This is a genomic window from Streptomyces sp. HM190 (genome assembly GCF_009857135.1).
In the GTDB taxonomy this organism is placed as follows: Bacteria; Actinomycetota; Actinomycetes; order Streptomycetales; family Streptomycetaceae; genus Streptomyces; species Streptomyces heilongjiangensis.
Genome location: NZ_CP047318.1, coordinates 4,285,888 through 4,298,825, shown reverse-complemented (window position 1 = coordinate 4,298,825; position 12,938 = coordinate 4,285,888). Strand labels below are relative to the sequence as shown.

Annotated in this window: 9 protein-coding genes; 5 read left to right on the top strand and 4 right to left on the bottom strand. The window is 69.9% G+C overall.

Annotation, left to right across the window (positions count from 1 at the left end; translation table 11 throughout):
• The first annotated feature begins 152 nt into the window (after positions 1–152).
• From hisC to GSY65_RS18245, 5 genes are all read left to right on the top strand, one after another.
• Entirely contained in the window at positions 153–1,229 is a 1,077-nt protein-coding gene (gene hisC / locus GSY65_RS18265; protein ID WP_159769896.1) for a histidinol-phosphate transaminase, read from the top strand.
• A 281-nt stretch (positions 1,230–1,510) separates the two neighbouring features.
• Positions 1,511–3,019 carry a cytochrome ubiquinol oxidase subunit I gene (locus GSY65_RS18260; RefSeq protein WP_159769893.1) on the top strand — a complete coding sequence of 503 codons (1,509 nt, stop codon included), beginning with the start codon at positions 1,511–1,513 and terminating at the stop codon, positions 3,017–3,019.
• Between the two features lie 20 nt (positions 3,020–3,039).
• Positions 3,040–4,044, top strand: a complete 1,005-nt coding sequence (cydB, locus tag GSY65_RS18255) for a cytochrome d ubiquinol oxidase subunit II (RefSeq protein ID WP_159769890.1) — start codon at positions 3,040–3,042, stop codon at positions 4,042–4,044.
• A 100-nt stretch (positions 4,045–4,144) separates the two neighbouring features.
• A complete protein-coding gene (cydD, locus tag GSY65_RS18250; RefSeq protein WP_159769887.1) occupies positions 4,145–7,648 on the top strand; it encodes a thiol reductant ABC exporter subunit CydD in 3,504 nt (1,167 codons plus the stop codon).
• A gap of 286 nt (positions 7,649–7,934) precedes the next feature.
• Positions 7,935–9,020, top strand: a complete 1,086-nt coding sequence (locus GSY65_RS18245; RefSeq protein ID WP_159769884.1) for a M23 family metallopeptidase — start codon at positions 7,935–7,937, stop codon at positions 9,018–9,020.
• A 130-nt stretch (positions 9,021–9,150) separates the two neighbouring features.
• Here GSY65_RS18245 and GSY65_RS18240 read toward each other — a convergent pair whose 3' ends face one another.
• The 4 genes from GSY65_RS18240 to GSY65_RS18225 all read right to left on the bottom strand — a co-directional run bounded on the left by GSY65_RS18240 (position 9,151) and on the right by GSY65_RS18225 (position 12,887).
• Positions 9,151–10,020: an HAD-IIB family hydrolase gene (locus GSY65_RS18240; protein WP_159769881.1), complete on the bottom strand. Its 870-nt coding sequence runs from the start codon at positions 10,018–10,020 to the stop codon at positions 9,151–9,153.
• Positions 10,021–10,156: 136 nt separating this feature from the next.
• On the bottom strand, positions 10,157–11,059 hold the full coding sequence (locus tag GSY65_RS18235; protein WP_159769878.1) for an LLM class flavin-dependent oxidoreductase: 903 nt from the start codon (positions 11,057–11,059) through the stop codon (positions 10,157–10,159).
• A 72-nt stretch (positions 11,060–11,131) separates the two neighbouring features.
• Positions 11,132–11,680 (bottom strand): RNA 2'-phosphotransferase, encoded by a 549-nt coding sequence (locus GSY65_RS18230; protein WP_159769875.1) that lies wholly within the window; start codon positions 11,678–11,680, stop codon positions 11,132–11,134.
• A gap of 121 nt (positions 11,681–11,801) precedes the next feature.
• A complete protein-coding gene (locus tag GSY65_RS18225) occupies positions 11,802–12,887 on the bottom strand; it encodes a MerR family transcriptional regulator (protein ID WP_159769872.1) in 1,086 nt (361 codons plus the stop codon).
• Positions 12,888–12,938: the final 51 nt, after the last annotated feature.

Here is a 12,938-nt window from a genome sequence, read left to right as displayed (position 1 = left end):
GTGAGCAGCGCGCCCCCGATTTGTTGCTCTTCGTGTGCTGATGCCCGTGATGCTGGTGATACGACAGTGACGGACCTCGTTGTCCCAGCCCATTCGCAGGCGGGCCGAATCCTCATAAGGTGAGAAGCATTACGTCGACGAGGAGGACTGCGGTGAGCGAGACGAGCCCCAAGCTGCGAGCCGAGCTGGAGGGTATCCCCACCTACAAGCCCGGCAAGCCGGCCGCAGGTGGTCCGGTGGCGTACAAGCTGTCCTCCAACGAGAACCCCTATCCGCCGCTGCCCGGTGTGCTGGAGAGCATGACCGGGGCGGCTTCGTCGTTCAACCGGTACCCCGACATGGCGTGCACCGGGCTGATGAACGAGTTGTCGGAGCGCTTCGGTGTGCCGCTCACGCACCTGGCCACCGGTACGGGCTCGGTCGGTGTCGCCCAGCAGCTGATCCAGTCGACCGCGGGGCCCGGCGACGAGGTGATCTACGCCTGGCGGTCGTTCGAGGCGTACCCGATCATCACGCAGATCAGCGGGGCGACGTCCGTGCAGGTGCCGCTGACGTCGGGCGAGGTGCACGACTTGGACGCGATGGCTGCCGCGATCACCGACCGGACCCGGCTGATTTTCGTCTGCAACCCCAACAACCCGACGGGAACGGCTGTCCGGCGGGCCGAGCTGGAGCGATTCCTCGACCGGGTTCCCAGCGAAGTGCTGGTGGTGCTGGACGAGGCGTACCGCGAGTTCGTGCGGGACGTAGAGGTGCCGGACGGCGTCGAGTTCTACCGTGAGCGGCCTAACGTCTGTGTGCTGCGGACCTTCTCCAAGGCATACGGCCTCGCGGGTCTCCGCGTGGGCTTCGCGATCGCTCACGAGCCGGTGGCAGCAGCCCTGCGCAAGACGGCCGTGCCCTTCGGGGTGAGCCAGCTCGCCCAGGACGCGGCGGTCGCCTCGCTGCGCGCCGAGGACGAGCTTCTCGGGCGGGTGGGCACGCTGGTCTGCGAGCGCAACCGGGTCGTCGAGGCGCTGCGCGGTCAGGGTTGGACGGTGCCCGACACCCAGGCGAACTTCGTGTGGCTGCGGCTGGGGGAGCGGACGGTCGACTTCGCCGGCGCGTGCGAGCGGGCCGGCGTCGTCGTGCGCCCCTTCCCTGGTGAGGGTGTCCGCGTGACGATCGGCGAGGGCGAGGCGAACGACATCTTCCTCAAGGTCACGGAGGAGTTCCGCAAGGAGCTCTGAGCCATCGCGCGCGCCTGGCATCGGCTCGGCCGCTGTCAAGGTGTGGGCCCGAGGTTTCCCCTCGGGCCCTTTTGCGTCCGGTCGCTGATCTGACCTGCGGCTTTTATGGCTGGGGACCATCGGCACGGGAAGAGGGACCCCCCGCCCATCGATGCCCGAACGGGTATGCGGCATAATTGCTTGTGAATGTGAACGCTTTCACAAGCGCGCCCCGGTTGCCCCGTGATGTACGGAACAGGCGGGGCAAACTGCCGCAGTGCCACGGCATGTAAGGAGAAGACGTGGACCTCGCTCTGGCGCCGGAGACACTGGCGCGATGGCAGTTCGGCATCACGACCGTCTACCACTTCCTCTTCGTCCCGCTCACGATCTCGCTCGCCGCGCTCACGGCCGGCCTGCAGACCGCGTGGGTGCGCTCGGGGAAGGAGAAGTACCTCAAGGCCACCAAGTTCTGGGGCAAGCTCTTCCTGATCAACATCGCGATGGGTGTCGTCACCGGCATCGTGCAGGAGTTCCAGTTCGGTATGAACTGGTCCGACTACTCGCGCTTCGTCGGCGATGTCTTCGGTGCCCCGCTCGCCTTCGAGGCGCTGATCGCCTTCTTCTTCGAGTCGACCTTCATCGGGTTGTGGATCTTCGGCTGGGACAAGCTGCCCCAGAAGATCCACCTGGCCTGCATATGGATGGTCTCCATCGGCACGATCCTGTCGGCCTACTTCATCCTCGCGGCCAACTCGTGGATGCAGCACCCCGTCGGCTATCGCATCAACGAGGCCAAGGGCCGTGCCGAGCTGACCGACTTCTGGCTCGTGCTGACCCAGAACACGGCGCTCACCCAGGTCTTCCACACCCTCTCGGCCGCCTTCCTCACCGGCGGCGCCTTCATGGTCGGCATCGCCGCGTTCCACCTGGCCCGCAAGAGGCACATCCCCGTGATGAAGACCTCGCTGCGCCTCGGCCTCGTCACCGTGGTTGTCGGCGGCATGCTCACCGCGATCAGCGGTGACCTGCTGGGCAAGGTCATGTACGAGCAGCAGCCCATGAAGATGGCCGCCGCCGAGGCCCTCTGGGACGGCGAGGCGCCCGCGCCCTTCTCGGTCTTCGCCGTGGGTGACGTCGACGAGGGCCACAACAAGGTCGCCATCGAGATCCCGGGTCTGCTCTCCTTCCTGGCCAAGGACGACTTCAGCTCGTACGTCCCCGGTATCAACGACATCAACAAGGCCGAGCAGGAGAAGTACGGGCCCGGCGACTACCGGCCCAACATCCCCGTCGCCTACTGGGGCTTCCGCTGGATGATCGGCTTCGGTATGGCGTCGTTCGCTCTCGGTGTCTTCGGGCTCTGGCTGACCCGTAAGAAGTTCCTGCTCCCACAGCACCTCAGGGTCGGCGACGACGAGGTTCCCCACCTCTCGCTCCTGCCGGGGCGTGCCCTCGGCCCCACCCTCACCAAGTGGTACTGGCGGATCGCCATCCTCACCCTGGGCTTCCCGCTGATCGCCAACTCGTGGGGCTGGATCTTCACCGAGATGGGCCGCCAGCCGTGGGTCGTCTACGGCGTGCTGCGGACCCGTGACGCGGTCTCCCCCGGTGTCTCGCAGGCCGAGGTCCTCACCTCGATGATCGTCTTCACGGCGCTGTACGCGATCCTCGCCGTCGTCGAGGTCAAGCTGCTCGCGAAGTACGTCAAGGCGGGGCCGCCCGAGCTGACGGAGGCCGACCTCAACCCGCCCACGCAGATCGGCGGCGACTCCCGTGACGCCGACAAGCCGATGGCCTTCTCGTACTAGGCCGAGGGAGCTGCACAGTCATGGAACTTCACGACGTCTGGTTCGTGGTCATCGCGGTCCTGTGGATCGGCTACTTCTTCCTGGAGGGCTTCGACTTCGGGGTCGGTGTCCTCACCCGGCTGCTCGCCCGTAACCGGCCGGAGAAGCGGGTTCTCATCAACACCATCGGGCCCGTCTGGGACGGGAACGAGGTGTGGCTTCTCTCTGCGGGCGGAGCGACCTTCGCCGCATTCCCCGAGTGGTACGCCACTCTCTTCTCCGGGTTCTATCTGCCGCTGCTGCTCATCCTGGTGTGCCTGATCGTCCGTGGTGTCGCCTTCGAGTACCGGGCCAAGCGGCCAGAGGAGAAGTGGCAGCGCAACTGGGAGACCGCGATCTTCTGGACCTCGCTGCTGCCCGCTTTCCTGTGGGGAGTGGCTTTCGCCAACATCGTGCGCGGGGTCAAGATCGATCGTGACTTCGAGTATGTGGGCAGTGTCGTCGATCTGCTGAACCCGTACGCCCTGCTGGGCGGCCTCGTCACGCTGACGCTGTTCACCTTCCACGGGACGGTGTTCGTCGGGCTCAAGACCGTCGGGGACATCCGGGAACGGGCGCGGAAGCTGGCGCTGAGGGTCGGAGCCGTTACAGCGGCGCTGGCGCTGCTGTTCCTCCTCTGGACGCAGACCGAGAAGGGTGACGGCACCTCGCTGGTCGCGGTGACCGTCGCGGTCGCCGCCCTCGTGGCAGCGCTGGTCGCCGTTCGGGCGGGCTGTGAGGGCTGGGCGTTCGCTCTGTCCGGTCTCACCATCGTGGCGGCCGTCGCCATGCTCTTCCTGACGCTCTTCCCGAACGTCATGCCTTCCTCCCTGAACGAGGACTGGAGCCTGACGGTCACCAACGCCTCGTCGAGCCCGTACACCCTGAAGATCATGACCTGGTGTGCGGCCATCGCCACGCCGATCGTGATGCTCTACCAGGGGTGGACGTACTGGGTCTTCCGCAAGCGGATCGGCACACAGCACATCGCCGAGCCGGCGCACTGAGTATGGGCTCAGGGGGTGTGTTTCACAGTGTTTCACGTGAAACACACCCCCTGTGATCGAAGGGGCACGTTTCACGTGAAACATGCCCGCCGAGAAGAGGGTGTTTCACGTGAAACCGATCGACCCGCGGCTGCTGCGGTATGCCCGAGCCACCCGCGTCTTCCTGGCGGCGGTCATCGGCCTGGGGGCCGTCGGGGCCGGGCTCGTCATCGCGCAGGCGATGCTGATCGCCGAGGTGGTGGTCGGTGCCTTCCAGCACGGGCTCACCGTCGGTGAACTTGGCACTCCCCTACTGCTGTTGGCTGCCGTCGCGATGGGGCGGGCCGTCGTCTCGTGGCTCACCGAGCTGGCTGCCCATCGCGCGAGTGCGGCCGTGAAGTCGGAGCTCCGAGGCCGACTTCTGGAACGCGCCGTCGCGCTCGGGCCCGGCTGGCTCAGCGGCCAACGCACGGGCTCATTGGTCGCCCTCGCCACTCGCGGCGTCGACGCGCTCGACGACTACTTCTCGCGCTACCTGCCGCAGTTGGGCCTCGCCGTCGTCGTTCCCGTGGCGGTGCTCGCACGGATCGTCACCGAGGACTGGGTGTCGGCAGCGATCGTCGTCGGTACTCTGCCCCTGATCCCGATCTTCATGGTGCTCATCGGGTGGGCCACTCGCTCCCAAATGGATCGCCAGTGGCAACTGCTGTCCCGGCTCTCGGGACACTTCCTCGACGTCGTGGCCGGGCTGCCGACGCTCAAGGTGTTCGGCCGTGCCAAGGCACAGGCCGAGTCCATCAAACGGATCACCGGCGAGTACCGGCAGGCGACCATGCGGACGCTGCGGATCGCGTTCCTGTCGTCCTTCGCCCTGGAGCTGCTGGCGACGATCTCGGTGGCCTTGGTCGCGGTCACCATCGGCATGCGGCTGGTGCACGGCGAGATGGATCTGTACATCGGACTCGTCATCCTCATCCTGGCGCCCGAGGCCTACCTGCCCCTCCGTCAGGTGGGCGCCCAATTCCACGCGGCAGCCGAGGGGCTGGCGGCGGCCGAGGAGATCTTCGAGGTCCTGGAGACACCGGTCCCGGCGTCTGGCACGGAGACGGTTCCGCCGTCCAGCGACATCCGCTTCGAGGGCGTGACGGTCCGGTACCCCGGGCGGTCGTCCGACGCGGTCTCCGACGTGTCCTTCGACGTGGCGCCCGGTGAGACGGTGGCGATCGTCGGGCCGAGTGGCGTGGGCAAGTCCACGCTCCTGAACGTCTTGCTGGGATTCACCAGGACCACCGCGGGCACCGTGTCGGTCGGCGGAGCCGATCTCGCGGTCCTCGACCGGGAGCAGTGGCGCTCACGTGTCGCCTGGGTGCCGCAGCGCCCCCACCTCTACGCCGGGTCGATCGCCGACAACGTACGGCTCGCCCGGCCGGACGCGGACGACGCAGCGGTGCGGCGAGCGCTGGCCGACGCCGGAGCGCTGGAGTTCGTGGACGAGCTGCCCGCCGGGGCCGACACGGCGCTCGGCGAGGAGGGCGCCGGTCTCTCCGCCGGCCAGCGGCAACGGCTCGCGCTCGCCCGGGCCTTCCTCGCAGACCGGCCCGTTCTGCTGCTGGACGAGCCGACGGCCTCGCTGGACGGGCAGACCGAGGCGGAGGTCGTGGAAGCGGTACGGCGGCTGGCCGTGGGCCGCACCGTCCTGCTGGTGGTGCACCGGCCGGCGCTGCTCGACGTCGCGGACCGGGTTGTCCGGCTGGAGGGGGCCACGGTGCCCACCTCTGCACCCACCGCCGACCGTATGGCAACGGCTACGCCCCCACGACCCGACGAGCCGGAGACTGTCGTTGCGGTGCCGTCGGTGTCCCTCCCGGTCGAGCGACAGGGGGGCGTGCTGACCCGAGTCCGTCATATGGCCGGACCCCGCCGGGGCCGCCTCGCTCTCGCCCTGCTGCTCGGCAGCCTCGCCCTCGGAAGCGCCGTCGGACTGATGGCGACGTCAGGGTGGCTGATCTCCCGGGCCTCCCAGCAGCCTCCGGTGCTGTATCTGATGGTCGCGGTGACGGCCACGCGGGCGTTCGGTATCGGGCGGGCGGTGTTCCGGTACGCGGAGCGGCTGGTGTCGCACGACGCCGTGCTGCGGATGCTCGCCGACACCAGGGTGGCCGTCTACCGGCGACTGGAGCGGCTGGCGCCCGCTGGGCTGCGCACGACACGGCGGGGCGACCTGCTCTCCCGGCTCGTCGACGATGTGGACGCTCTGCAGGACTACTGGGTGCGCTGGTTGCTGCCCGCCGGTGCGGCCGTGGCGGTGTCCGCCGCCTCTGTCGGATTCACCGCCTGGCTGCTGCCCGAGGCCGGTGCGGCCCTCGCCGTAGGGCTGCTGGGGGCCGGGGCCGGGGTGCCCCTCGTGACAGGAGCGGTGGCCCGGCGGGCCGAGTTGCGGCTGGCGCCCGCTCGTGGCGTGCTCGCCACCCGTGTGACCGACCTGCTGAGTGGCACCGCCGAGTTGGCGGTCGCCGGCGCCCTGCCCGCTCGTACCGCCGAGGCCAGGCGAGCCGATCAGGTTCTCACCCGGATCACCTCACGCGCCGCCACCGCCACCGCGATCGGGGACGGACTGACGGCGCTCGTCTCGGGGCTCACCGTGACCGCCACCGCACTGCTGGGGGCACGGGCGGTCGTCGAGGGACGGCTGAGCGGTGTGACCATGGCCGTCGTCGTGCTCACCCCGCTCGCCGCGTTCGAGGCGGTGCTCGGCATGCCGCTCGCGGCCCAGTTCCGCCAGCGGGTCCGCAGGAGCGCGGAGCGGGTGTACGAGGTGCTCGACGCACCCGACCCCGTTCACGAACCGGAGCGGCCCGCGAAGCCGCCGGTGTCACCGTTCCCGCTGCGACTCGAAGGACTCGGCGCCCGGTACCCGGGCCAGGAGCGAGACGCGCTCACCGGGCTGGACCTCACCCTCGAACAGGGGCGGCGGGTCGCGGTCGTCGGCGTCTCGGGTGCGGGTAAGACGACGCTCGCCCAGGTGCTGCTGCGCTTCCTGGACGCGCGCGAGGGGACGTACACGCTGGGTGGCGCGGACGCCTACGCGCTCGACGGGGACGACGTACGGCGGTTCGTCGGGCTGTGCGCGCAGGACGCGCACCTCTTCGACAGCTCCGTGCGCGAGAACCTGCTGCTGGCCCGCAAGGGCGCCGACGAGGAGGACCTGCGGGACGCGCTCGCGCGGGCGCGGCTGCTGGATTGGGTCGAGGAACTGCCCGACGGACTCGACACGTTGATCGGCGAGCACGGGGCGCGGTTGTCCGGCGGTCAGCGTCAGCGGCTCGCCCTCGCCCGAGCGTTGCTCGCCGATTTCCCCGTCCTCGTCCTGGACGAGCCGGCGGAACACCTCGACCTGCCGACGGCCGACGCGCTCACCGCCGACCTGCTGGCCGCAACCGAGGGCCGGACGACTCTGCTGATCACGCACCGGCTGGCCGGGCTGGACGCCGTGGACGAGGTCGTCGTCCTGGCGGAGGGGCGGGTCGCGCAGCGCGGGACCTACGCCGAACTGGTCACTGTTGACGGACCCTTGCGGGCGATGGTCGAGCGGGAGGCGGCGGGGGAGCTGCTGGTCAGGGCGTAAGTCCTCGGCCGGGCCTGCGTAGCTGGTCAGGGCATCAGCCGCTGGTCACGGCTTGCGTCGCCGGGCAGCGGTGGAGCGCCGCCGTTCGCATGTGGTCTCGGGCACTGTCGGCCTGGTGCCGCGTCAGTTGCCCTACCGAAGTGGGGTTCGCGCAAGAATCCTCGTCGCATGCGATCGTGGCGGGGCCCTGTTCGGAGCAGGCATCTTGGCCCATCCAGGGCAGGGCGTCCCCCGGCCGGACCCCCCGGACATGCCCACGGTCTCCGGGGCGGGCCACGATCGCGGCATGCGTTCACTTCGCCGACACAGGGTTCTCGTCGCCGCGCTGCTGTGTGCCGCCGCGGTTCTCGCGGCGCGGCCGACCGTCGCCGAGAGCGGTGGTGACGGCAGCGGCGACAGCGCGGTCAGTTCGGCCTTCGTTCCCGCTGACGTGGGGCTCAGCGCCCAGGTGGCGCGGCTGTTCGATGAGGCGGCCGTGGCGACGCAGCAGTACGAGGCCGGGCGGAGGGCGGCGGATCGGCAAAGGACGCAGGCCCGGCGGATGGAGAAGCTGCTCGGGCGGGAGCGGCGGCAGCTCGCCGCGCTCAACGCCGACCTCGGCCGGATCGCCCGAGCCCAGTACCGCGAGGGCAGCGGGATGCCCTACGCCGCGCAGATGCTGCTCGCGGACGATCCCGGCACACTCATGCGTGGGCAGTGGGCCGGACGACAGGTTGATCTGGCCCTCGGCAAGGCCGTCACCCGGAGCCGGCATGCGGAAGCACGGTTCGCGGCGGGCAAGGCCAAGGCGGCGGCGGCTTGGCGGCGGCTGGAGAAGCGGAACGCCGAACTCGGCGAGATCAAGCAGGACATCCAGCGGAAGCTCGAACAAGCTCAGTGGACGCTGCAAGGGCAGGCCGACGCCGCCGTCGCGGCCGGCTCCTGCCGGGGCGCCGTCCGCCTGCAACAGCCGGACCCGGGCCGCACACGGCCGTGGGTCGCGCCGGTGAAGGAGTACGAACTCTCCGCGGGTTTCGGCAGTGGTGGTGAGCGCTGGTCCAGTCGGCACACCGGGCAGGACTTCGCGGTTCCCATCGGTGCGCCGGTGCGGGCGGTGGGAGCGGGGCGGGTGGTGAAGGTGTCGTGCGGTGGCGCCTTCGGCATCGAGGTCGTGCTCCGCCACCCGGACGGCTACTACACCCAGTACGCGCACCTCGCCGCCGTCACCATCGACCAGGGCGAACGGGTGGCGCCCGGTCAGTGGATCGGCCAGTCGGGCACCACCGGGAACTCCACCGGCCCGCATCTGCACTTCGAGGTACGGGTCACGCCGGAGCTGGGGTCGGGCGTGGATCCTGTGTCGTGGCTGTTGAAGCACGGAGTGCGGCTGTAGCCGAGGGGAGCCGAGCTGCGAACCTCGCACGCCGCCGACGACGGCCGGGCCGGTGTGCGAGGGCCGCCGCTTCGGCCGGGGCGCGGCCACTGCCGTGGCGGGGCGTCCGGGCTGCGGCGCGCCGCCGTGGTTACAGCCGCTCTGCCAGTAGGCGCTCGATGACGACCGCGACGCCGTCCTCGTTGTTGGCGACGGTTCGGCCGGAGGCGGCCGTGAGAACGTCCGGGTGCGCGTTGCCCATGGCGTACGACTGGCCGGCCCAAGTGAGCATCTCCACGTCGTTCGGCATGTCACCGAAGGCGACGACCTCCTCGTGGGAGATGCCGCGCTCGGCGCAGCACAGGGCGAGGGTGCTGGCCTTGGAGACGCCGGGGCCGCTGATCTCCAGCAGGGCGCTGGGACTGGACCGGGTGATGGTGGCGCGGTCGCCGACAGCCAGGCGGGCGGTGGCGAGGAAGTCGTCGGGGTCGAGCGCGGGGTGGTACGCGAGGATCTTCAGCACCGGCTCGTGGTCGGCCACACCGCCCGGGGCCAGCAGTTCCTCGGCCGACGCGAGGATGTCGGGGATCTCCATGTGGAGCTTCGGGTACGCGGGCTCCTGGTTGAAGCCGTACGTCTGCTCGACGGCGTAGACCGTGCCCGGTGCGGCGTCACGCACCAGACTGACGGCGTCGAGCGCGTTCTCCCGCGCCAGTTCGCGGACCTTGACGAAACGGTGGGCGCCGGGGCCGCCGTGCAGGTCGACGACGGCCGCTCCGTTGCCGCAGATCGCGAGGCCGTGGCCGTGGACATGCTCACTCACGACGTCCATCCAGCGGGCCGGGCGCCCAGTGACGAAGAAGACCTCGATGCCGGCCTCCTCGGCGGCCGCCAGGGCGGCGACCGTGCGTGGCGAGACGGACTTGTCGTCTCGGAGCAGGGTGCCGTCGAGGTCCGTGGCTATCAGCCGAGGCGGGACGGTCGGGGCCGGGGTCTCGGGCTGTCTCGTCGCTGAGGTCACGGACACCATTGTCGCGCATATGCGCGCACGACCGTGCGGGTGCCCGCACAGGTGAGTGATACCTGTCCTGTGCACGGGTCTCGACCTGCGCCGATACGGCCGGAGTCGCCCCGGCCGTACCCGCGGACAGGCCGGTTCAGGACAGCTGGGCGAGGGCCTCCATGGCGATGCGTTCGAAGACCTTCTCGTCCGCCGCGAAGTCGGAGTCCGGGATCGGCCAGTGGATCACGATCTCGGTGAAGCCCAGCTCGGCGTGGCGGCCGGCGAAGTCCACGAACGCGCCGAGCGACTCCAGCGGACGGCCGCGGTCCGGGGTGAAGCCGGTGAGCAGGACCTTGTCGATGCCAGCGGCATCCCGACCGATCTGGGCGGCGGCGTCGGCCAGCTTCTCGATCTGCCCGCGTACGGCCTGCACGGACTGCTCCGGGGTTCCCGTCTCGAAAAGCTTGGGGTCCCCGGTGGTCACCCACGCCTGCCCGTGGCGTGCCGCCAGCTTCATGCCGCGCGGGCCGGTGGCGGCCACCGCGAACGGCAGCCTGGGGCGCTGGACGCAGCCGGGGATGTTGCGTGCCTCGTGGGCCGAGTAGTAGTCGCCCTCGAAGGAGACGGAGTTCTCCCTGAGGAGCCGGTCGAGCAGGGGGACGAACTCGGCGAACCGGTCGGCGCGCTCGCGCGGTGTCCACGGCTCCTGGCCGAGCACGGTGGCGTCGAAACCGGTGCCGCCCGCCCCGACACCGAGGGTGACCCGGCCGCCGGAGATGTCGTCGAGGGAGATCAGCTCCTTGGCGAGCGTCACCGGGTGGCGGAAGTTCGGCGAGGTCACAAGGGTGCCGAGACGCAGTTGCTCGGTGACCGCGGCCGCGGCGGTCAGGGTCGGTACGGCGCCGTACCACGGGCCGTCCCGGAAGGTCCGCCACGACAGGTGGTCATAGGTGTACGCGGTGTGGAACCCGAGCTGCTCGGCCCGCTGCCAGGTGGTGCGGCCGCCCTCGTGCCAGCGGAGGTACGGCAGGATCACGGTGCTCAGACGCAGACTCATGCATCGAGCGTAAGCGCACACGCGCGATGGTCCGAGCCTGGCCGGGGGCTGTCGGTCGGGTCCGGGGCGTGGTCAGCGGGTCTGCGGGAAGCGCAGGTACTGGGGTGGGACCGTCTCGGTCAGCCACACGCCGTTGGCGCTGACCCGGAACACATGGCCGTCGATATGCATCGCCCCGGCGTCCACGGAGAGCACGACCGGGCGGCCGCGCCGGGCACCGACCCGGGAGGCCGTCTCCCGGTCGGGCGACAGGTGCACGTCGTGCCGGGTCATCGGCCGCAGCCCCTCCGCGCGGATCGCGGTCAGGTGGGCAGCGACCGTCCCGTGGTAGAGGTACGGCGGCGGGGTCGCCGCGGGCAGGCCGAGGTCCACTTCGACGGTGTGGCCCTGGCTGGCGCGGATACGGTCGCCCTGCACGGCGAAGCGCCGCTTGTCGTTGGCTTCGACCACGTGGTCGAGTTCCGCCCTGGTGAGGCGGAAGCCGTGTGCGGCGGCCGCCTTGATGAGGGCGTCGATCTCGACCCAGCCGGCTTCGTCCAGAGTGAGCCCGATCCGCTCGGGCTGGTGCCGCAGGTGCTTCGAGAGGTACTTCGACACCTTCACGGTGCGTCTTTCGTCCATGCCGCCAGCGTGCCCGCGAGACAAGCGTCACGCACGCGATTTTGGACCGGATGTTTGATCCACAACCAAGTGGAGTTATCCACAGCGGAATTGATTGTTCTGTGGACAACAGCTCTTTGGTTTAGGGTGATTGGTCAAGTTCTTTTATCTTTCGTGCACTTGCTGTCAGGTCATCCAAGGTGCGTGTCTGCACCTCCCGTTCCGTGGCCGCCGTGATGAACGCCTGGAGATGCTCGGGGCCGACGAGCCTCTCCACCGCCTGAATTGTGGAGGCGGGGATCAGGACGGGGAGCGATTCGCTCGTCCGCTGGACGGGGGTGTCCGCATGGAGGTGCTGTCGTAGGTGCCGGGTCGCCAACGCGCGCATGGCGCGGGCGAGTTCCGCGTCGACCGATTGCTGAGCGAGAGGGCGCAGTCGTCGTACCAGCGCGGCGGCCTCGGCCGTTTCCGCCTCGCTCGGAGGCTGGTGTCCCCCGAGGTAGCGAGCGAAGACGTGCTCGGTGGTGAAGTCCAGGAAACGGGCGGCGACGTGCTCGATCTGTCCCCTCAACTCCCTGAGGTGGCCCGTGATCGCCGACAACGGAACCCCCGCAGCGTGCAACTCGACTGCGACAGACAGCTCTTGAGGGCTCGGCACGAGGAAGAGATGCTCCTCGCCGGGGACCGGCTCCAGTACGCCCAACGCGACCGCGTCCGTCACCGCGGCCTCGTCCGGGACCCCGCCGAACCGCTCGATCAACTCGGACCGGGTGATCCGGACGGCCTCCTCGTCGGTCCATGGTCCTTCGACCTCGGCGACCAGGCCGAGCACTCCTCCAAGGCCGCGGCCTGTGTCCCAGGCGTCGAGGAGTTCCTTGATGGAGGCCAAGGTGTACCCGCGGTCGAGGAGGTCCGCGATCTGGTGCAACCGGTGGAGATGGGAGTCCGCGTAGACGTTCGCCCGGCCGCGCCGCTCGGGGCGGGGGAGCAGCCCCTTGTCCTGGTAGGCGCGGATGGTGCGGACGGTCGTGCCGCTGCGGTGCGCCAGTTCCTCGATGCGGTAGACGGGGGCCGGGTTGGCGGAGGAGGCGGGCACGGGCGGTTGGGCGGCGGCAGGCGGGGGCGTGGCGGTGGCGGTGCCTGCTGTGGTGGCCCGATGGGTGGCCGGGGCGGAGGTGCGCGCGGCGGCCGCGGGCGCGCCGGTCGTCTCGGCCGGTTCGTCGTTCATGGTCCTCATACCTTCCCCGCCCCCTTCTCCCTGTGCCGGCCTGGCGAGCAC